Raw genomic sequence first — 20,527 nt, forward strand, 5'->3', positions numbered from 1 at the left:
AGGTGGTCGGTGGCACGCCGGTCAGGTCGTGGGCATGTGCTTCTTGAGCTCGCGGTACGCGAGCGACCGCTTGTGCACCTCGTCGGGCCCGTCGGCGAGCCGCAGCGAACGGGCTCCCGCCCACAGGCCCGCCAGCGGGAAGTCCTGGCTGACGCCCCCGGCCCCGTGGACCTGGATGGCCTTGTCGAGGATCCACTCCACGGTGACGGGCGTGGAGATCTTGATGGCCTGGATCTCGGCGTGCGCTCCCCGGTTGCCGACGGTGTCCATCAGCCAGGCGGTCTTCAGCACCAGCAGCCTCAGCTGCTCGACCTTGACCCGCGACTCCGCGATCCAGTCCTGCACCACGCCCTGCTGGGCCACCGGCTTGCCGAACGTCGTACGGGCCAGGGCGCGCGTGCACATCAGCTCGATGGCCCGCTCGGCCATGCCGATCAGCCGCATGCAGTGGTGGATGCGGCCGGGACCGAGACGGGCCTGGGCGATGCCGAACCCGCCGCCCTCCTCGCCGATCAGGTTCTCCACCGGCACGCGGACGTCCTCGAAGAGCAGCTCGGCGTGGCCGCCGTGGTCGGCGTCGCTGTATCCGAAGACGTGCATGCCACGCTTGACGGTCAGCCCGGGGGTGTCGCGCGGCACGAGCACCATGCTCTGCTGCCGGTGGGAGGAGCCCTCCTGCGAGGTCTTGCCCATCACGATGAAGATCGCGCAGCGCGGGTTCATCGCGCCGGAGGCGAACCACTTGCGCCCGTTGATGACGTACTCGCCACCGTCGCGCACGATCGACGTGGCGATGTTGGTCGCGTCGGAGGAGGCGGCGTCCGGCTCGGTCATCGCGAACGCCGACCGGATCTCGCCGTTCAGCAACGGCTCCAGCCAGGCCTTCCGCTGCCACTCGTCGCCGAACATGGAGAGGACCTCCATGTTCCCGGTGTCGGGGGCGGCGCAGTTCGTGGCCGTGGGCGCGATGCGCGGGCTGCGGCCCATGATCTCGGCCAGCGGGGCGTACTGCAGGTTCGTCAGCCCGGCGCCGTGCTCACCAGGCAGGAAGAGGTTCCACAGGCCCCGCCTGCGCGCCTCGTCCTTGAGGTCCTCCATCATCGGCGGGGAGCTCCAGCCGCTCTCGGCCGCCTGCTGCTCGAAGGCCTCCTCCGCCGGGTACACACACTCGTCCATGAACTCGGTCAGCCGCTCGCGCAGCTCCTCGGTCGTGGTGTCGAACGCGAAGTCCATCAGTCCTCCAGTGCCTGCAGGCCATGGGCCACGAGCGGCGCGACGTGCTCGCCGATCTCGTCGAAGCCGTCTCCGACGGTCAGGCCCTGGGTGTAGCGGAAGTGGATGCCCTCGGAGATCACCGCGAGCTTGAAGCAGGCCAGGGCGACGTACCAGCCGAGGCGGGAGATGTCGAGGCCGGTGCCGGCCGCGTACCGCCGCGCCAGTTCGGCGCTCGGCATGTGCTCGCCCGCGTCCTGCGGCTCGGCGATGTCCAGGGCGGCGAAGTCGCCGTAGAGCAGGAAGAGCGCGAGGTCGGTGAGGGGGTCGCCGAGCGTGGACATCTCCCAGTCGAGCACGGCCCGCACCTGGCCGCCGGCGATCAGCGTGTTCCCCAGCTTGAAGTCGCCGTGCACGATGGCGTGGCGCCGCGTCTTCGGCACGGCTCCCGCCAGTCGGGCGAACAGGTGGTCGATGTCCGGCAGGTCCCGGCTGCGCGAGGCGTCGAGCTGCCGCTTCCAGCGCCTGACCTGGCGTTCCAGGAAACCTTCCGGCCGCCCGAAGTCGGCGAGCCCGACGGCGGCCGGGTCGACGTCGTGGAGCTTCGCGAGGACGTCGACCAGGTCGGCCTCGATGGCGGGCGTCGCCGGAGGCTGGCCCCCCTCGACGTACTCCATGACGTAGAAGGGCGCCCCGATGACCTCCGGGTCCTCGCAGAGGTGGAAGGTGCGGGGCACGGGCACGCCGGTGTCCCGCAGCGCCGTCATGACGCGGTACTCCCGGCCCATGTCGTGCGCCGTGGCCAGCACGTGCCCGAGCGGCGGCCTTCGCACGACGAACCGGTGCCCGCCGTCGCGTACGAGATAGGTCAGGTTCGACTTGCCTCCGTGGATCACCTCGGCCGCCAGCGGGCCCTCGGCGAGGTCGTGCCCCGCGAGGCGGTCTCTCAGGCGGTCGAGGTCAAGGCCCGGCGGGCTGGTCTCGGTGTGTGCGGGCATCGCGCTCCCCAGTCGTCCCAGTACCTGGAGCGTACCGACCGGACGGTATGCGTGTCGACCACGGCGGCGGCTCCGACGAGTGGTCACCGTGAACGGGCGCCGAGTGGCCCTGACATCCGGGCCACCGTGACCACGAGACTGTTCGGCATGACCGCGAAGATGCCGGATCCCGTTGTCCTCGAAGGCCGCACCGTACGGCTGGAGCCGCTCGGCCTCCATCATGTCCCCGGCCTGTTCGCGGCCGGGGGGAACGACGACGAGGTGTGGCGGTGGATGCCGGTGGCCACCCCTCGGACCGAGGACTGGCTGCGGGAGGTCACCGTCTCGGTGCTGGGCAACCCGATACTGGTGCCGCTCGCCGTCATCCTGCGGGAGACGGGACGGGCCGTCGGGTGGACCACCTTCCACGACGCGACCGGGTTCGACCAGAGCGTGGAGATCGGCTGGACCTGGTACGGCAGGGCCGTGTGGCGGACCGCCGTGAACACCGAGTGCAAGCTGCTCCTGCTCGGCCACGCGTTCGACAAGCTGGGCTACAACCGCGTGATGCTCAAGACCGACTGCCTCAACACCCGCTCGCAGGAGGCGATCAGGCGCATCGGGGGCGTGTACGAGGGCACGCTGCGCAGGCACCGGCAACGCCCGGACGGCACGTGGCGCGACACCGTCTACTTCGGGATCCTCGACGACGAGTGGCCCCCGCGAAAGGAGCGGTTGGAGCGGATGCTCGACCGCTGACGTCCTGGTGGTGGCGGCCATGGAGCCGCGAACCGGTAGACGTCCCCGTGGGCGTGCCCATCCCTGGTGGTGGAGGGACGTCTTCGGTATATCATCCGAATTAGCCAACGATGATCGGGCCGCGGCCCGGGTCACGTGGTATCGCCGTCTCCAGCAGGAGACCTACCGAGGAGGTGAGCCCCATTACCGCTGTACCAGGTCGGGTGCTCCCATCTCGCGACCGCGCGGTCCATCAGGCATAGGTGGACCCGGGGAGCGCCCATCGGCACCCCGAAAGGCTCCTATGTCGGTCTCACCGTCACCTCTGCCCGAATCCCTCATCGTCACCACGCTTCGCGCCGCCGGCTGTGTCTTCGCCGAGGACGAGGCGCGGCTGCTCGTCTCCACGGCACGCACGCCGGCCGACCTCGCCGCCATGGTCGAGCGGCGGGTGGGTGGCCTCCCCCTCGAACACGTCCTCGGCTGGGCGGAGTTCTGCGGCCTGCGGATAGCCGTCGACCCCGGAGTCTTCGTCCCCCGCCGCCGCACCGAGTTCCTCATCCGCCAGGCCGCGACCCTCGCCCGTCAGGCCGTCGGCTCAGCCGGGCAGCCCGCTGTCCCCGCCCGTCCGGCCGTCACCCCCGCGGACCACACGCTCACCCCGCCACGGGCCGTCGTCGTCGACCTGTGCTGCGGCTCAGGCGCGCTGGGCGCCGCGCTGGTCGCGGCCCTGGACCCGATCGAGCTGCACGCCGTCGACATCGACCCCGCCGCGGTGCGGTGCGCCCGCCGCAACCTCGCCGCCGCCGGTGGCCGGGTGTACGAGGGTGACCTGTACGAACCGCTTCCCGCCGCGCTGCGCGGCCGTGTGGACGTCCTGCTCGCCAGCGCGCCGTACGTGCCGACCGAGGCGATAGGGCTGTTGCCCCAGGAGGCCCGCATCCACGAGCCCAGGGTCGCGCTCGACGGCGGTGCGGACGGGCTCGACGTCGTGCGGCGGCTGATCGCCGCCGCGCCCCTGTGGCTGGCGCCCGGCGGCCACCTGCTGGTCGAGACGAGCGAGCGCCAGGCGCCCGAGACCGCCGAGACGATCGCCCGCGGCGGCCTGACCGCCCGCATCACCGGTTCGGACGAGCTGGACGCGACCGTCGTCATCGGAACCAGCCCCCGCTGAACCCGCCGCGCCGTTCAGCGTGATTTGGGGTGATTCTTGCGGATCGTCGCTAGGCGCTGAGCATTCCTCGGAGGAGCTCGCGCATGCCGTCCCGGAGCTCTTCCAGGGCAGGGACGGCGCCGGCGCCGGCCACCGCCTCGAACAGGACCCCTTCTCCGAAGGCGACGAGCCACCTGCCGTGCCGCACCGGCTCGGCGGAGCCCGCGGCGGCCAGCATCGCGATCGCCACCTCCCGGAAGCGGCGGCCCGCCTCGTCGTAGACCTTCCGAAGCTCGGGACGGCGGGTGGCTTCCAGGGCCAGCTCGTAGCGGGCGATCGTGGTGCGGCGGCCCTCCGTGAGCTGGCCGTGCAGCAGCCGGGCCATCAGCTCGGCGCCTAACTACAGGTGTAGTGAAGGGAGTGGATCATGTCGCGTGCGGTAGTGATCGGCGGGGGGATCGGCGGGCTGACCGCCGCGGCCGCCCTGTCGCTCAAAGGCTGGTCGGTGACGGTGTGCGAGCGCGCCACGTCCCTTTCGCCGGTCGGCTCCGGCATCGCCATCGCCCCCAACGCGCTCAAGGCCCTCGACACGATCGGCGTGGGCGACGACGTGCGCGAGTACTCGGCGATGCAGGGCGAGGCGGGGCTGCGCACGGCGGGCGGCCGGTGGCTGTTCCGCACGAGCGCCGAGGCCGCGCTGGCGCGGTTCGGCGACCCCACCGTCCTGCTGCTCCGCGCGACCCTGGTGGACGTGCTCGCGCGGCGGCTCCCCCCGGGAACGCTGCGCCTCGGCACGACCGTCGACGCGGTCGATCCGCACACCGGCAGGGTGTCCACCAGCGAGGGCGAGCTGCGAGCCGATCTGGTCGTCGCGGCCGACGGCATCAACTCGGCCGTACGCCGGTCGCTCTTCCCCGCCCATCCGGGGCCGGCGCACTCAGGCGTGACGAGCTGGAGGGCCGTCGTCGCGCGGCCCGAAGGGGACATCCGGAGCAGCGAAACGTGGGGGCCCGGCCAGGTCTTCGGGATCATGCCCCTCGTCGACGGCCTGGTGTACTGCTACGCCACCGCGCCGACCGGCCGTGGGGACCAGAGCGGCGGCGGCAGGGCCGAGCTGATGCGCCTGTTCGGAGACTGGCACGACCCGATCCCCCGGCTGATCGCCGCCTCGGAGGAGGACGAGATCCTCAGGCACGACATCTTCTCGCTGGCCTCTCCCCTGCCCGCCTTCCACGCGGGCCGGGTTGCCCTGCTCGGCGACGCCGCCCACGCGATGACCCCCAACCTGGGCCAGGGCGCCTGCCAGGCGATCGAGGACGCGGTGGTCCTCGCGCACGTCAGCCCTGCGGGCCGTGCGGACCTCGGCGCCTACACCGCGGCGCGGCTGGCCCGCACGACGAAGATCATGCGCAGGTCGGGGACCATCTGCCGGCTGACCCGGTGGTCGAATCCGCCGGCCGTACGCGCCAGGGAGACCCTCATGGCGCTCGCCGGGCGTCTCGGCGACGACATCACCCTGCGTCAGTTCGACGACGTGTTCACCTGGCGGCCACCCGTGTCGTGACCGGCACGGGGATCTCCGGGTGAGGGGTCGAGACCGGGTGCGGGCTTTCCGGGGCGAGGCGCCCCAGCGTGATCGTGCCCGCGATCAGCACCGCGGCCGAGATCACCGCCGGGATCACGCTCCCCACGCCGCTCGGCAGCGGCTCGCCGAGCAGGATCGTTCCCGCGAGCACCGAGGTGATGGGGTCCACCACCTGCACGCCCGCGTACGCGATCCCGAAGTAGCCGACGGCGTAGGACTTCTGCAGCAGAACGATGGCGCAGACCAGCAGCACGGGGATGGCGAGCGTGAACCAGTGGACCAGCCGCGACAGGTCGCCGCCGAGCCCTCCCCCGACGACCCGTACGAACGTCGACACCGACGCGGTCACCGAGCCCGCGCCGACGGACAGCACCAACGCCTTCCCCGAGCCGCGGGCGCGCCGAGCCGCGAGCTGGCAGACCAGGACCACCACGCCCACGCAGGCCAGGAATCCCAGCGCCGCCGGGGTCGACAGCTCCGGCCGCGTGTTGCTCCGCGGTATCAGCAGCATCAGCCCGAGCAGCCCGGCCGCCACCGCCATCGAGCCGAGCACCTCGGCCTTGTGGGGACGCCTGCCGTGCAGGAGCGCCGCCAGCGGCACGGCGAAGACCAGCGTGGCCACGCTGACCGGCTGGATCAGCACCAGCGGGGCGAAGCTCAGCGCGACCGCGTGCAGGGAGGCGCCGATGAACCCGATGACGCCACCGATCCACCATCTCGGTCGTTTGACCAGATTGAGCGTCGCGCCCCCGCGGATCGCCTCGTACTGCTGGAGGGCCGCGCCACCGGCATAGCCGAACGCACCGACGAGGGCGATCGACACGCCCATCCAGATCATGACCGGCCGCCCGGCGTATGCGTCAGGGCAGCGGGGGGCAGAGGTGAGGTCATCAGTGGGAGCACCCCGTCAGCTTAGGGACAAACCTGAGTGGCCAGTTCGTCAATCCCACCACTTCGTATAGTCCCGGGGCTGACGCGCTGATAGCACCATACGCGGACAAATAGAACATGGGGGCTTGCTTCGAGGTACTGGCCGGCGCGTACACGGTAGGGCCCCTTAGCTGTGAGAGGCATGGCATCTTCCACTTCCCGGGGAATGACAAACCAATCGGAGGCGTTTCCAGAGACACCCCCAGGGGGTATCGGTCAAAGGAGCAGCCATGGAACACGATCACACCGGCCCCGCCGTCGACCACGCGGACCATCCGGGGCACGGCGGCCACGCCGGTCCGGCCGTACATCACGGGAACGGGCACGGCGACCATGCCGCGCGGTTCAGGGACCGTCTATGGATCAGCGTGGTCCTCTCCGTGCCGGTCATCGTCTACAGCCACATGGTGCAGAAGTGGCTGGGGTTCACGCCGCCGCACTTCCCCGGTTCCGGCTGGGTGGCGCCCGCGCTCGGCACGATCGTCTTCTTCTACGGCGGATGGCCCTTCCTGAAGGGCGGCGCCGAGGAGATCAGGAGCCGGGCGCCGGGGATGATGCTGCTGATCTCCCTCGCGATCACCGTGGCCTTCGGAGCCAGCGCCGCCACCGCGCTGGGGTTCTTCCAGCTCGACTTCTGGTGGGAGCTGGCCCTGCTGATCGACATCATGCTGCTCGGCCACTGGCTGGAGATGCGTGCGCTCGGCCAGGCGTCCAGCGCCCTGGACGCGCTCGCCGCCCTGCTCCCCGACGAGGCCGAGCGGGTGACCGACGGCGGCACGGAGACCGTGCCCACCGGCGAGCTGCGCCCCGGTGACGTCGTGCTGGTCCGTCCGGGCTCGCGCGTACCGGCCGACGGCGTGGTCGTCGAGGGCGAGGCGGAGTTCGACGAGTCGATGCTGACCGGCGAGTCCCGTCCGGTGCCGAAGAAGGCCGGCGACCGGGTCGTCGCCGGAACGGTCGCCCTCGACTCCGCGGTCCGGGTGAAGGTCGACGCCGTGGGCGAGGACACGGCGCTGGCGGGCATCCGCCGCCTCGTCGAGCAGGCCCAGTCGTCCCGCTCGAAGGCCCAGGCGCTCGCCGACCGTGCCGCCGCCCTGCTCTTCTACATCGCGACGGCCGCGGGCGCGCTCACCTTCGCCGTCTGGCTCGCCCTCGGCGACCCGCGCGAGGCGGTGGAACGCACGGTCACGGTGCTGGTGATCGCCTGCCCCCACGCCCTCGGGCTCGCCATCCCGCTCGTCATCGCGATCTCCACGGCGATCAGCGCCAGGAACGGCATCCTGATCAAGGACCGGATCGCCCTCGAACGGATGCGGACCGTGCGGGCCGTCCTGTTCGACAAGACGGGCACGCTCACCAAGGGAGAGCCCGAGGTCACCGGGCTGCTCGCCGCCGACGGCGACGAGGACACGCTTCTCAGGATGGCCGGCGCGGTCGAGAGCGACAGCGAGCACCCGCTCGCCCGCGCGATCGTGGCCGCCGCCCGCGCCCGGGGAGAGCTTCCCAAGGCCACCGGCTTCCGTTCCATGACGGGCCGCGGCGTCCAGGCGACCGTCGAGGGGCACACCGTGGCCGTGGGCGGACCCGCGCTGCTTCGCGAACTGGGACTGCCCGAGCTGGACACCGACGAGTGGAAGAAGCGCGGCGCCGCCGTGCTCCACGTCGTGGTGGACGGCCGGGTCGCCGGCGCCATCGCCCTTGAGGACGCCATCCGGCCCGAGTCCCGCGAGGCCGTACAGGAGCTGCACCGGCTCGGCCGGCGTGTCGTCATGATCACCGGTGACGCGGAGCAGGTCGCGCGGGCGGTGGCGGAGGAGCTCGGCGTGGACGAGTACTTCGCCGAGGTCCTGCCCGAGGAGAAGGACGCCAAGGTGGCCGAGCTCCAGGAGCGCGGCCTGAGCGTCGCCATGGTCGGCGACGGGGTGAACGACGCTCCCGCGCTAGCGCGGGCCGACGTCGGCATCGCGATCGGCGCCGGCACGGACGTGGCCATCGAGTCGGCGGGCGTCGTCCTCGTCAGCGACGACCCGCGCTCGGTAGTGAGCGTCATCCGGCTGTCCCAGGCGACATACCGCAAGATGCTGCAGAACCTCGCCTGGGCCACCGGCTACAACCTCGTGGCGATCCCCCTGGCGGCCGGGGTGCTCGCCCCGGTGGGGATCACGCTCTCCCCCGCGGTGGGCGCGATCCTCATGAGCCTGTCCACGATCGTCGTGGCCCTCAACGCCCAGCTCCTGCGCCGCGTCGACCTGAGCGTCGAGCCGTCCTCGGGTCAGGACCGTTCGGGGCACACGCAGAAGAGGTGACCCTCGGGGTCGGCGAGCACGGTCCAGGTGTCCCCGGGCTGGAAGTCGGGCTTCGTCGCGCCGAGCTCGATGTACTCCAGCACGGCCTTGTCCACGTCCGGCACCCGGAAGTCGAGGTGGAACTGCTTGTCGGGCCCCGGCCACACCGCCGGCTTGCGCTCGGGGACCCTGCCGAAGTAGATGCTCGTCGTCCCGTCGCCGATGCCGGCGTACTCCTCCTCGGCGTACTGGACCTCGAACCCGGTGATCCGCGAATAGAACTCGGCGAGCTTCTTGGGCTCGGCACAGTCGATGGTCACCGCTATAAGCTTTGCTTTTGTGGTCATGAGTCCATCCTGGAGTGCGTACCTGTCATCCCCTGTCAGGTACGCGCACAGAACTCTCGCCGGTCCCGCACCGCGCACTCGCGGCGCGTCCTCCGCGTTCGGCTCACTCGCGGCGGGCTCACTCGCGGCGGGCGCCCTCGGGCCAGATGACGTGAACCCTGATGCCGCGCCTCCGCGCCTCGGCCACGACGTCGGCCGTGCCTCCGTAGCCCCGGGCCGGCTTCCCGTCCCACACGGCGTACAGCTCCTCGGCCAGGTCGAGCATGAGCAGGCTGCCCTGCATGTGCGACTCGCAGGTCGACTCGGCGTACCGGAGCCGGTGGACCTTCTCGGCGAGGCCCATGAGCTGGTCGTACTCGGCGTGGGTGTCGGCGGGAAGCTCCTCGCGGTAGCTCTCGGAGCAGACCACCGCCTCCAGCGTGCCGCCCAGGTCGACCACCGCCCGCGCGAAGATCTGGTCGGCTCCGTCCGCCAGGCAGGAGACCCCCCTCACCTCGGGGGCGTGCTCGGCCAGCGTCCGCCTGATGGCGGCCTCGACCAGCGCGGCCGTACGCGACGGCAGCCCGCGATGACCCGAGATGGCGACGCGGAAGGGCCGGACCCTCTCGCGCACGGACGGATGCGGCGCCTCACGCGAGGCCGGCCGGCCGCCCAGAAGTGCCCCCTCAGAGGACGAACGCCCGCGAGGAGGAGCCTCGTCAGCTGCGCGAACCTCGCCACAACATGGTTTCACGCGAGATGGCCTCCTCCGACTCGTCGACGAAATGGGCCCACTCGGGCTCCGTGCGAGGCCATTCCGCACGCGACACGATATCCCCCAGCTCAAGCGCCGCTATGGAGTACGAGGTCGCGAGTTGCTGGTGCTGCCGCGTCTGCAGCCAGGCGATGCCCGCCGCGCCGAGGGCGCCGACGATGCCGGGCAGGTCAAGGTTCACCAGCTGGGTGGCGTTCAGCACGGCGGCTATCAGGCCCACGGCCTCCATCGCCGCGAAGGCGACCGACCACTGGGCGGCCCGGCGCTCGTGGTAGCGCGCCTTGACGATGTACCAGACGCGCTGCTCGTTGATCCGGCCGTGCATGTAGCGCTGCTTGCGCTCGTCGAGCGACAGCGCCCGTATGCTCCGCATCGTGGCGGTGACCTGGCACTCCTCTTCGAGCGTGGGGATCGGGGCGAAGGAGTGGATGGCCCCTGTGATCTCGGAGAACCTCCGGAGCAGCAGCAGATCCACGCTCTGGTCGTCCCTCGCGTCGCAGCCGAACGGCTCGCCGCCGACCAGGTAACGCCACGCCAGGGTCTTCGCCGACTCGGCCGCCGCCCTGGCCTCGTACCACTGGCGATCAGGACGGACGGTGAGCAGGTACACCTCGGTGACCAGCGCCGAGGCCAGCGCCCCGGCGGCGACGATCGCGGCCGCGTCCACGCGCCCGGCGTCCAGGCTGAACGAGCCGAAGACCGCCGCGATCACCAGTGACGAGAGCCGCACACAGGTAGCGGTGAGCAACCTGCGCTGCCCGACGATGGCCCCCTGATCGGCAGCACGATAGAGCGCCGGAAATCCAGCCTCCGGAATGCCCTCCATGCGTCAACTGGAACCGGTAATCGAAACCGTGTCAAGGGTCTTCATGGCAAGTGATCCAAGGTCACCATATGCGACCTCGGCATCCAGCATTGATCGCCGATTAAAAAGTCAAACTCAAGCCACATCTCTCGCACCCCCTTCCCCTCTGGACACGGGACACGAGAATGCCACAAGCCCGAAATACACGGTATGAATGTCTGCGGCGGCCTCCGCTCGCAGCCGGACAGGCCGGGCGTCCACGCCACTCACCGTACGTCTGCCCGGGACTCATCTCTGAACATTCCGGACATAGAGTACATACACTCTTACTTACCTACTCTACGGATTTATCGGGCAATGATCGCAAGACTTGATCTTTATCGGAAGCGGACGCGGAGAGCCCTTCACAAGGAAGCGGGAAAGCGCCAGATCACCGCCACCTGCGGCGCATCCGTCCCGGCTCCATCACCCCATACCCGGACATAGAGCACATAAGATGCCCGAACGCACGATTGGCACCAGACGGGATTTAGGATGCCGAAAAGAATACAATATTTTAGGTTGATCAACCCCCATACCTACCCCCAGCTCGGCTACAATTCACCCGGATTCCGTGGCGATCGGCCGCGCCAACCGCGACGCCAACGGCGTATCGTTGTTTCCTATGTCGTGGGCGAGCCTGTCAGTGATTTTTTACGTTCCGTGACGCGGCAATCACAGCTTGTTAGTATCCTGAAGCTAATCAATACTCCGGACTAAATAGGTGAGACCATGAAGAACGACATCGCCGAGGACTCAAAGCCCGGAGCCGTGAAACCTCTTACGGATGTGAGAGACCTGCCGCTGGCGAGGGTCCGCTCCCTGGCCGACGCCGGATTGATCGGCCTCAATCAACCTCCGATGTCGAATGCCGGAGTCAGCGTCGCCGCCTTCAACTCATCGATCTAAGCGTCTTCCGTGAACGACCCGGGCCTCCCGTTTCGGCAATTCGTGCTAAAGGTGGCAAGCCGGTGCGATCTGGCTTGTGACCACTGTTATGTGTACGAGCATGCCGATCAGAGTTGGCGGGGCCGTCCCACGGTCATGTCAGACGAGACGATCGCGTGGTCGGCGGCCAGGATCGCCGGCCACGCGAGAGATCATGAGCTGTCGGGCGTCGACGTGGTGCTGCACGGCGGTGAGCCGTTGCTGGCGGGCCGCGAACGGCTCGGCCGCGTCGCCGACGCGCTGAGACAGGCGCTCGACGGCATATGCCATCTCGACCTCAAGATCCACACCAATGGCGTCCTTCTTGACGAGGATTTCTGCGACCTGTTCGCCGAGCACGAGATCAAGGTCGGCATATCCCTCGACGGCGACCGCGTCGCCAACGACCGGCATCGTCTGTACGCGAACGGGCGAAGCAGTTACGACAAGGTGATCCGCGCGGTCGACCTCTTGAGAGGGCGCTACCGCCGGCTGTACTCCGGGCTGCTGTGCACGGTCGATGTCGCGAACGACCCCATCGCCGTCTATGGCGCGCTGGCCGACCTGGAGCCCCCTCGGGTCGACTTCCTCCTGCCCCATGCCACCTGGGACGATCCGCCATCCGGCAGGCCAGGCGAGCACGGCGAGTGGCTCGCACAGATCTTCGACCGGTGGCTGGCCGACGGCAGGCCGATGAGCGTGCGCATCTTCGACTCGGCGCTGCGCACCCTCGGCACCAGGAGCAGCCTGACCGAGTCGCTCGGGCTGGAGCCCAGCGATCTCGTCGTGATCGAGACCGACGGGTCCTACGAACAGGCCGACTCCCTCAAAACCGCTTATGACGGCGCCCCTGCCACCGGATTCACCGTCGAGCACCACTCCCTGGACGTCGTGGCCCGTCATCCCGGCATCACCGGCCGCCAGACGGGGCTGACCGGTCTCAGCGACGAGTGCCGGTCATGCCCTGTGGTGTCCTCGTGCGGTGGCGGCCTCTACGCCCATCGCTTCAAGACCGGATCCGGTTTCCTCAACCCCAGCGTCTACTGCGCCGACCTGCTGCGTCTGATCACCCACATCCAGGGCGCGGTGACCGCCGTGGACAGCGCCACGCACACCCTTCCTGAGGCGGACCTGGCGGCGCTCGCCGCGGGCTACGGCGGGGCCGAGGCCGTCAGGCGTCTCGACGAGGGTCAGCAGAGCCTGCGCCGCACCCTTGTCGCCAGCGTCGGCGGCGCCTCGACGTCCGTCGAGGCCTGGCGCCTCCTTACGTTGATCGACGGCGAAGCGCGTCCCGTGCTCCACGCCGTGCTCGCGCATCCGTACGTGCGCGTCTGGGCGGTCCGGTGTCTTACGGGCGGCACCGACGACGGCCACCTGGCGGCGATCGCGGCGGTCGCCGCCATCCGCGCCGGTGTCCAGGCGTCACTCCGGGTGCCGATTCGCGGTGGGGCGCTCCACCTGCCGTCTCTGGGCCGTCTGGAGGTCGGCGAGGCCGCCGAGGCGACGGTGGAGACCTCGGAGGGTCGCTTCACCGTCCACGCCGAGGGACGCGGCCTGCTCGTCGATCTGGCGGATCCCCGCCGCACCCCCGAGTGGTTCCCGGTGCGCCGCCTCGTGGCGGGCGACTGGACCGTGTCGCTCGACGACGTCGACCTCTACCGTGACTGCCATCAGTGGCCCGCCGCCGCACGGCTGAGCGACGAGGAGTTCGACCGCTGGGCGACGATGTTCGCGGAGGCGGGCGAGCTCATCGTTCGTGACCATCCGAGGTACGCGCCCGGCCTCGCCGCCGGGCTCGGTGTGATCATGCCTCTCGAGCCCTCCGCCGACGGTTCTGAGGTCAGCTCGACCGCACGCAACGCGTTCGGCGCCGTCGCCGCCGCGCTCCCCTCGGACGCGGCCTCCCTGGCATTGCTGCTGATCCACGAATTCCAGCACGTCAAACTGGGCGCCATTCTGGATATTCATGGTCTGTACGATCCGAAGGACACCAAGCTCTACTACGCTCCCTGGCGTAAGGACCCGCGCCCATTCGAAGGGCTGCTCCAGGGCACCTACGCCCACCTGGCGGTCACCGATTTCTGGCGGGTCAGGCGCCTGATCGACGAGGGCGCCGCCGCCCATCGCGCGGCCGTCCAGTTCGCCCGCTGGCGCGCGCAGACGGCCGAGGCGGTCGACACCCTGGCCGCATCCGGAGTCCTTACCGACTCTGGACGACGGTTCGTCGACATCATGCGCCAGACGGTCTCTCCATGGCTTGACGAGCCGGTCGACGCCGCGGCCGAGAACGAGGCCGGCCAGGCCGCCGCCGCTCACAAAAGGGCGTGGTCCGAGCAGCGCACGGGCGCCACCGACCGCTCATAAGCCTCCCGGCCGGGCTTCTCCCCGGTCGAGGGATCCGCCGTGACCAGGCCTCTCAGGGACGCGTCACCCCTCACGACCGCCCGATTACCCGTTTTCGTACCGAACATTAATCGGCGATGATTTTCTCGTTCTGATTGCCTGGCGTCATTTCCCGGCCTACTGTGCGAATCTACAGTAATGAATCTCGCAGGATTTGGGCTGGAGGTGACATCTGCGAGTGTCAGATGATACACAGGGCGGCCCGTACTTCTTTCTCAGCTACGCGCACACTCCCAAGCATGATCCAAACGACCCCTACGATCCTGATCAATGGGTAGAGAAGCTCTTCACCGATCTCTGCCGGCATGTCATGGTCATGAGCGGCCTCGGCCACGGCGCCAAGCCCGGGTTCATGGACCGGGAGATGCACTCGGGTAGTTACTGGCCAGAACGGCTCGCCGAGAGCCTCGCCACCTGCAGGGTCTTCGTCCCGCTCTACTCAAGGCGCTACTTCGACAGCGACCAGTGCGGCAAGGAATGGACCGCGTTCTCGCAGCGCATACTGCACGAGCGGGCGCGCGGCGGGGAAAACGCCGAGGTCATCGTCCCGGCCATTTGGGTGCCGGTCCCCACCGACGCGCTTCCGGAAGTGGCGCAGGATATTCACTACAGCCAGCCCGGCCTCGGACCTCAGTATGTCGAGCACGGCTTTTACGGGATCATGAAGCTGCGCCAGTTCCGCAATGCGTATGAAACCGCCGTCTATACCCTGGCGAGACGCATCGTGGAAGTCGGGCAGGCGGTAAACCTGCCCTCGGTGGGTCCGGCGGACTACAAGTCCCTGGAGAGCGCCTTCGGACCTCACGACGCACGGCGGCCCAACGGTCACCGCCTGAAAGTCACCATCGTGGCTCCCGATATCGACACCCTGCCGCAAGGCCGCGGCCCCTATCACTATGGGCACAGCGCGCACGAGTGGAATCCCTACCGGCCCACGCTGAACAGGCCGCTGGCCTCCCACACGGCGGACCTGGTGCGAAACCTCGGCTTCCGGCCCGAGATCGGATCTCTGGACGACCACTACGACCACGTTCTCAGCGACAAGCCCCCGACGAGCGCGGGACTACTCCTGCTGGACGCCTGGGCCACCACCTACACCAGGCTCGCCGAGCCGCTGCGCCGCTTCGACGAGGCCGGCAAGCCATGGATCACCGTGATGGTGCCGTGGAACAGGGAAGACGCACAGACCGCGGAGGCGGAGCCTCGCCTGCGAGGTCAGCTGGAAGCGACCCTTCCGCACAAACTCACCGAGGGACGCCCCATGCAGAGATCCCTCACCGATGGCATGGCCACATTCGACCAGTTCTGCAAAGCGGTTCCCGAGATGGCCCGGTCGGCGATGAACCAATATCTCCGGCATGCTCCGGCGCACCCCCCGAAGGGGCATGCGTCCATCGAGCGACCGAGGCTGCAAGGTCCCCTGTCCGGCGGCAACGACGCGGAGGCTCCACCATGAGTGACGCTCCCGAAGGCCACATCATCACGTTCTACTCCTACAAAGGGGGTACCGGGCGCACGATGGCCCTCGCCAACACGGCGTGGATTCTGGCGAGCAACGGGAAGAAAGTACTGGTCCTGGACTGGGACCTGGAGTCTCCTGGCCTGCACAAGTTCTTTCATCCCTTCCTTGACGACAACACGGTGGGGGGCACCGCGGGCGTCATCGATATGATCAACGAGTACTCCCTCGCGACACTGAGCCCCGACCCGCGGCCGGGTGACTGGCACCTGGACTACGCGAAGGTCCAGCGGCACGCGGTCTCGCTGAACTGGGACTTCTTTCCGGAGAGCGGCACGCTCGACTTCATCTCCGCCGGCCGCCAGGACCGCGCCTACGCCTCCCTGGTCTCCGCCTTCGATTGGGACAACTTCTACACACGACTCGGCGGCGGCCAGTTCTTCGACGCTCTCAAGGCCGACATGAAACGGCACTATGACTACATCCTGATCGACAGTCGCACCGGTCTGAGCGACATCGCCGACATCTGCACGGTGCACTTTCCCCGCACCGTCGTCATGTGCTTCACGCTGAGCGACCAGAGCATCGAAGGGGCGGCAGCCGTCGCCCACCACATCAACAACCGCTACAGCGGCCAGAACATCAGGATCCTGCCGGTGCCCATGCGCATCGACGACGGCGAGAAGCAGAAGCTCGACGCGGGACGCGATCTCGCGCGACGGCGCTTCGACGGGTTCCCCCCCAGCATGAACGCGGAGCGCGCACGCGATTACTGGGGTGCGGTGGAGATTCCCTACAAGTGCTTCTACGCGTACGAGGAGACCCTCGCCGCGTTCGGTGACGCTCCCGGGTCCCCGACCTCGCTTCTCGCGGCCTTCGAACGACTCGTCGGGATGATCACTGAAGGCGAGATCACGTCCATGCCGACGATGGAGAAGGAGCGTCGCCTTCTCTTCCGCGACAAGTTCGTCCGCAGGCCGGCGGCGGTCACGGCGGATGTCCTCCTCAGCTACGTTCCCGAGGATCGCATGTGGGCCGACTGGATAGCCTTCATCCTCCAGCGGGCCGGCTTCCGGGTGATGCAGCGCAACGAGAACTCCTTGACCGCGGCACAAGGTGAGGGCTCGCAGAAGGTCCCGCCCTACAGCCGGACCGTCGCGGTGCTCTCCGCCGCCTATATGCGCTCGGCGCGGGGTCAGGACATGTGGAGCACGGAGGAGGCCGAGACCGGCCGCGTTCCCCCGTTACCGGTCCGGGTCGCCGACGTACGGCCGGCGCAGCTGCTGAGCGACACCCCGGCGATCGACCTGACACGCCTGAACGAGGCTCAGGCCATCGAGGCGTTGTTGCGGGAGATGAACCGGCTGGAACAGCTCGCCGATTTCCCCACCGGTCCGAGCACCACCGGCCCGCGCTTCCCCGGCATCCGGCCCCCCATCTGGAACGTCCCCAACCGCAACGCCGGTTTCACCGGGCGGAACAGTGTTCTCGAGAAGCTCCGGGACCAGATCATCAGCGGCCCCCAGGCGCTTCACGGCATGGGCGGTGTCGGCAAAACCCAGGTGGCCCTGGAATACGCCCACCGGTTCATGGCGGACTACGACGTGATCTGGTGGATCGCGGCGGAACACGTGGAACCCATCAACAGGAAGATGGCGGAGCTGGCGGAAAAGCTCGGCGTGCGAATAGCCGAAACCGTGGCCGAGACCGCCAAGGCGGCGGGAGAGGCGCTGCGCATCGGCAGACCGTATTCCCGGTGGCTGCTGATCTTCGACAACGCGGACAACCCCAACGAGCTCGAGACCTACCTTCCCAGTGGTACCGGACACATCCTCATCACTTCGCGCAACCCCGCGTGGTCGCGCATCGCCAATCCGCTCGAGGTCGGCGTGTTCGATCGCCCGGAGAGCGTCGAGCACCTGCTCCGCCGGGTCTCCGGGCTCACTTCCCCGGATGCCGACAATGTCGCCTCGGCGCTCGGCGACCTGCCCCTCGCGATCGAGCAGGCGAGCGCCTGGCTCGGAGAGACGGCGATGCCACCCGAGCAGTATGTCGGGCTGCTCGGCGAGCAGCTGACCCAGGTGCTGTCCCTCGGCGAGCAGCCGACGGACTATCCCACACCGGTGGCGGCGACCTGGAACCTGTCGTTCGAACGGCTCAAGAAGCGTTCTCCCGCGTCGGCGAGGCTGCTGGAGCTGCTGGCCTTCTTCGGACCCGAACCGGTCTCCATGGACATGCTCTACCTCGACGCGATGTCGACCTGCCTGGTGCCCTATGACGAGGCGATGCGCGAGAAGCTGATGATCGGCCCGGCCATCCGGGAACTGGGCAGGTATGCCCTGGCCCGGGTGGATCAGGCCGACAAGTCGATACAGGTGCACCGGCTGATCCAGGCGGTGGTCCAGGACCGGATGAACGCCGCCGAGAAGGAGTCGACCGTTCATGACGTGCACCGCATCCTGGTGGCGGCCCGCCCCAGTATCGGTGACACCGACGACCCGGAGAACTGGCCCCGGTACGAGGAGATCTGGCCCCATCTGGTGCCGTCGAACGCCGCCGAGTGCGACGAGGAGGCGACACGCAAGCTCCTCATCGACCGGGTGCGCTATCTGTGGAAGCGCGGCGACTTCGAGGCGAGCCTGGACCTCGGGAACAGCCTGGAGAAGACCTGGAACGTCAAGCTGGGCAAGGACGACCGGCAGACCGTCCACCTGCGCTTCCACGTGGCCAACACGTTGCGCTCCATGGGAAGGTACACGGAGGCGCACGACGTGGACACCCAGGTGCTGACCCACCAGGTCCGCGAGCTGGGCGAGTTCCATCCGTACACGCTCATGACCGCGGGCGGTCTGGCGGCCGACCTGAGGGCTCTCGGTGAGTTCCAGGAAGCGCTACGGGTCGACGGCGAGACGTACGAGCGGGTCAAGGAGCTGTTCGGCGAGGACCATCCGCGCACGCTGGTCGCCGCGCACAACCTCGGCGTCAGCCTGCGTCTCGCGGGGCGTTTCTCGCGGGCCAGGGAGCTGGACATGGAGACGGTGGAACGCCGCCGCCGGGTCATCGGTGAGATGCATCCCTACACCCTGTACACGACGGCCAACCTCGCACACGATCTGAGGGAGCTCGGGCAGCTCAGCCAGTCGGTCGAGATACTGCGCACGAACCTGGAGCACTACCGTCAGGTCCTCGGAGACGACCTGATCGACACGCTTCGCACCGCCACGAGCCTCGCCACCTCCCTCCGCAGGACCGGCGCCGAGACCGAGGCCCTCGAACTGGCGACGGACACGCACGACCGCTACATCCGCCGCTACGGCCACACCGCTCCAGAGACCCTCTCGTGCCGCTTGGAGTTCGCCACCTGCCTGGCCACGGTCGGGCAGACCGCTCATGCCCACGAACTGGCGACCGACGTCATGCTCCACTTCTCGGAGAGTCTCGGCGAGAGCCACCCGTACACGCTGGCCGCGGCGAACAACATCGCCACCTACCTTCGCGAGCTCACCCATGTGGGGGAGGCCAAGGATCTGGCCGAGAGGACGTTGCTCACCCTGTCCGAGAGGGTGGGCACGTCTCATCCCCTGAAGCTCACCTGCGCGATCAACGTGGCGAACTGCCTGGCCGAGCTGGGAGATCTGGAGGCCGCCGAGGCGCTCGACCGGGAGACAGAAGTGCTCCTGAAGAAGATCCTCGGTTCAGATCACCCCGACACGCTCGTCTGCCAGGCCAATTTCGCCATGACCCTGAACGCTCTGGGGAAGACCGCGGAGGCTCGCGGGCTCCGCGAGCAGGTGATCAGGGGGATGCACCATGCCCTGGGTGAGAACCATCCCCACATCGCGGACCTGGCGGCGTGGCGCAGGATCGACCGCGACCTTGAGCCACAACCATGGTGATCACGCGGCCCGCTGGTCCCTGGTCGTCCACGGCAGGCCGGTGACCAGCCAGGGCAGCACGTCAGGCAGCACGGTAAGCGCCCCGAAGTGTGCCGCGTCCCGCTCGACCCTCATGACGGCCGTCGGGATGCGCTCGGCCAGCCAGCGCGAGTGGTCGATGGGTGAGAACTTGTCCTGCTCGCCGTGCCAGAGCAGGGTGGGCGCGGTGATGGCCGCCAGATCGAAGCCCCATGGGGAGCAGAAGGCGATCGCGTCGTCGATCCAGCCGTCCTCCGACAGGCGCAGCGCCTCGGCGTAGTTCTGCAGCAACATGTCCCGGACCCCGGGGTTGGCGACCATGCGGCGGTCGGCCTCCGGCAGCTCTGTGTACAGCCTGGCGATCAGGCTCGCCGGGTCGGTCCTGATCTGCTGCGCGGCCGGGGCCAGCCAGTCGGCGAAGCTCTGACGGCCGGCGAGGGCCTTGGTGTACTCCGTGATGTTCGACTGGGTCATGCCACCGAACCAGTCGAGGCCTTCCGCCTCGTGCGGTGCCAGGCCGACCAGTACCGCCGCCCTGACGACACGTCCCGGGAGCAGAGCGGCGCAGGCGAGCGCGTGCGGGCCGCCTCCTGACCGTCCCACCACGGAGAACCGGTCGATCTCCAGCTCGTCCGCGATGGCGGCGACGTCCAGCGCGATGTCGGCGACGGAACGTCCGATCAGGCCGTCGGATTCGCCGTATCCCGGCCGGTCGAAGGTGATCAGCCGCACACCGAGGCGGTACAGGACCGATCCGCGGGGGCATGGGCCCACCCTGCTTCCCGGTGTGCCGTGCAGGAGGAACACGGGACGGCCCCGTGGGTGACCCCTTTCCTCGAATGCCAGTCGTCGTTTCCGATCAGCCGTGTACACGACCTCTGTCAAGCCCGCCTCCCGTGGCCGAGGTGCCCCCCATCAAACATCCTCTTGTTCCGGCCCCCGGAAAAGAGGAAATTCATATCTTTCACCTACAGCGATTCCGGGCGGACGGCAAGATGT

General features: G+C 68.7%; 16 protein-coding genes. 8 read left to right on the top strand and 8 right to left on the bottom strand.

All coding sequences use genetic code 11. The features are described 5' to 3' along the window. Positions 1-21: 21 nt before the first annotated feature. A complete protein-coding gene (locus AB0O34_RS10560) occupies positions 22-1,233 on the bottom strand; it encodes an acyl-CoA dehydrogenase family protein (protein ID WP_363914872.1) in 1,212 nt (403 codons plus the stop codon). Continuing rightward, the gene (locus AB0O34_RS10565; RefSeq protein WP_363914874.1) at positions 1,233-2,210 is read right to left on the bottom strand and encodes a phosphotransferase family protein; all 978 of its coding nucleotides are present in this window, start codon (positions 2,208-2,210) and stop codon (positions 1,233-1,235) included. The genes AB0O34_RS10560 and AB0O34_RS10565 overlap by 1 nt, the downstream gene beginning before the upstream one ends. A 126-nt stretch (positions 2,211-2,336) precedes the next feature. Here AB0O34_RS10565 and AB0O34_RS10570 point away from each other — a divergent pair, with 126 nt between their 5' ends. Together AB0O34_RS10570 and AB0O34_RS10575 are read left to right on the top strand one after the other, a co-directional pair. After that, positions 2,337-2,948 carry a GNAT family protein gene (locus AB0O34_RS10570; protein ID WP_363914876.1) on the top strand — a complete coding sequence of 204 codons (612 nt, stop codon included), beginning with the start codon at positions 2,337-2,339 and terminating at the stop codon, positions 2,946-2,948. 283 nt (positions 2,949-3,231) lie between these two features. Then, positions 3,232-4,101: a putative protein N(5)-glutamine methyltransferase gene (locus AB0O34_RS10575; protein WP_363914878.1), complete on the top strand. Its 870-nt coding sequence runs from the start codon at positions 3,232-3,234 to the stop codon at positions 4,099-4,101. 49 nt (positions 4,102-4,150) lie between these two features. On the opposite strand, the gene AB0O34_RS10580 is transcribed toward AB0O34_RS10575, so the two are convergent. Then, on the bottom strand, positions 4,151-4,465 hold the full coding sequence (locus tag AB0O34_RS10580; protein WP_363914880.1) for a hypothetical protein: 315 nt from the start codon (positions 4,463-4,465) through the stop codon (positions 4,151-4,153). A gap of 42 nt (positions 4,466-4,507) precedes the next feature. Between AB0O34_RS10580 and AB0O34_RS10585 the strand changes: the two genes are divergently transcribed. Then, positions 4,508-5,644, top strand: coding sequence for an FAD-dependent monooxygenase (locus tag AB0O34_RS10585; protein ID WP_363914882.1), 1,137 nt, complete (start codon positions 4,508-4,510; stop codon positions 5,642-5,644). Here AB0O34_RS10585 and AB0O34_RS10590 read toward each other — a convergent pair. Next, a complete protein-coding gene (locus AB0O34_RS10590; RefSeq protein ID WP_363914884.1) occupies positions 5,619-6,503 on the bottom strand; it encodes a DMT family transporter in 885 nt (294 codons plus the stop codon). The genes AB0O34_RS10585 and AB0O34_RS10590 overlap by 26 nt on opposite strands. A gap of 322 nt (positions 6,504-6,825) precedes the next feature. On the opposite strand from AB0O34_RS10590, the gene AB0O34_RS10595 reads away from it, so the two are divergent. Further along, positions 6,826-8,901: a copper-translocating P-type ATPase gene (locus AB0O34_RS10595; protein ID WP_363914886.1), complete on the top strand. Its 2,076-nt coding sequence runs from the start codon at positions 6,826-6,828 to the stop codon at positions 8,899-8,901. Here the strand turns inward: AB0O34_RS10595 and AB0O34_RS10600 are convergent. The 3 genes from AB0O34_RS10600 to AB0O34_RS10610 form a co-directional block, all read right to left on the bottom strand. Continuing rightward, on the bottom strand, positions 8,868-9,227 hold the full coding sequence (locus AB0O34_RS10600; RefSeq protein WP_363914888.1) for a VOC family protein: 360 nt from the start codon (positions 9,225-9,227) through the stop codon (positions 8,868-8,870). The two genes, AB0O34_RS10595 and AB0O34_RS10600, sit on opposite strands and share 34 nt — an antisense overlap. Positions 9,228-9,345: 118 nt before the next feature. Continuing rightward, positions 9,346-9,840 carry a hypothetical protein gene (locus tag AB0O34_RS10605; protein WP_363914890.1) on the bottom strand — a complete coding sequence of 165 codons (495 nt, stop codon included), beginning with the start codon at positions 9,838-9,840 and terminating at the stop codon, positions 9,346-9,348. A gap of 85 nt (positions 9,841-9,925) precedes the next feature. Beyond that, a complete protein-coding gene (locus tag AB0O34_RS10610) occupies positions 9,926-10,807 on the bottom strand; it encodes a DUF4231 domain-containing protein (RefSeq protein WP_363914892.1) in 882 nt (293 codons plus the stop codon). 750 nt (positions 10,808-11,557) lie between these two features. On the opposite strand from AB0O34_RS10610, the gene AB0O34_RS10615 reads away from it, so the two are divergent. The 4 genes from AB0O34_RS10615 (at position 11,558) to fxsT (ending at position 19,510) form a co-directional block, all read left to right on the top strand. Continuing rightward, positions 11,558-11,734, top strand: coding sequence for a hypothetical protein (locus tag AB0O34_RS10615; RefSeq protein ID WP_363914894.1), 177 nt, complete (start codon positions 11,558-11,560; stop codon positions 11,732-11,734). Between the two features lie 42 nt (positions 11,735-11,776). Next, positions 11,777-14,116, top strand: a complete 2,340-nt coding sequence (locus AB0O34_RS10620) for an FxsB family cyclophane-forming radical SAM/SPASM peptide maturase (protein ID WP_363914896.1) — start codon at positions 11,777-11,779, stop codon at positions 14,114-14,116. Between the two features lie 217 nt (positions 14,117-14,333). After that, a complete protein-coding gene (locus tag AB0O34_RS10625; protein WP_363914898.1) occupies positions 14,334-15,611 on the top strand; it encodes a TIR-like protein FxsC in 1,278 nt (425 codons plus the stop codon). Continuing rightward, the gene (gene fxsT, locus AB0O34_RS10630) at positions 15,608-19,510 is read left to right on the top strand and encodes an FxSxx-COOH system tetratricopeptide repeat protein (protein WP_363914900.1); all 3,903 of its coding nucleotides are present in this window, start codon (positions 15,608-15,610) and stop codon (positions 19,508-19,510) included. The genes AB0O34_RS10625 and fxsT overlap by 4 nt, the downstream gene beginning before the upstream one ends. Here the strand turns inward: fxsT and AB0O34_RS10635 are convergent, their stop codons facing one another. After that, a complete protein-coding gene (locus tag AB0O34_RS10635) occupies positions 19,511-20,401 on the bottom strand; it encodes an alpha/beta hydrolase (protein WP_363914968.1) in 891 nt (296 codons plus the stop codon). Between the last annotated feature and the right edge of the window lie 126 nt (positions 20,402-20,527).

The sequence above is a fragment of the Sphaerisporangium sp. NPDC088356 genome, from assembly GCF_040685555.1.
GTDB lineage: Bacteria > Actinomycetota > Actinomycetes > Streptosporangiales > Streptosporangiaceae > Sphaerisporangium.

Bases quoted from the DNA above. Each gene is read 5' to 3' on its own strand.
- AB0O34_RS10560 (WP_363914872.1), bottom strand. From the start codon at position 1,233: ATGGACTTCGCGTTCGACACCACGACCGAGGAGCTGCGCGAGCGGCTG.
- AB0O34_RS10565 (WP_363914874.1), bottom strand. From the start codon at position 2,210: ATGCCCGCACACACCGAGACCAGCCCGCCGGGCCTTGACCTCGACCGC.
- AB0O34_RS10575 (WP_363914878.1), top strand. From the start codon at position 3,232: ATGTCGGTCTCACCGTCACCTCTGCCCGAATCCCTCATCGTCACCACG.
- AB0O34_RS10580 (WP_363914880.1), bottom strand. From the start codon at position 4,465: ATGGCCCGGCTGCTGCACGGCCAGCTCACGGAGGGCCGCCGCACCACG.
- AB0O34_RS10585 (WP_363914882.1), top strand. From the start codon at position 4,508: ATGTCGCGTGCGGTAGTGATCGGCGGGGGGATCGGCGGGCTGACCGCC.
- AB0O34_RS10590 (WP_363914884.1), bottom strand. From the start codon at position 6,503: ATGATCTGGATGGGCGTGTCGATCGCCCTCGTCGGTGCGTTCGGCTAT.
- AB0O34_RS10595 (WP_363914886.1), top strand. From the start codon at position 6,826: ATGGAACACGATCACACCGGCCCCGCCGTCGACCACGCGGACCATCCG.
- AB0O34_RS10600 (WP_363914888.1), bottom strand. From the start codon at position 9,227: ATGACCACAAAAGCAAAGCTTATAGCGGTGACCATCGACTGTGCCGAG.
- AB0O34_RS10610 (WP_363914892.1), bottom strand. From the start codon at position 10,807: ATGGAGGGCATTCCGGAGGCTGGATTTCCGGCGCTCTATCGTGCTGCC.
- AB0O34_RS10615 (WP_363914894.1), top strand. From the start codon at position 11,558: ATGAAGAACGACATCGCCGAGGACTCAAAGCCCGGAGCCGTGAAACCT.
- fxsT (WP_363914900.1), top strand. From the start codon at position 15,608: ATGAGTGACGCTCCCGAAGGCCACATCATCACGTTCTACTCCTACAAA.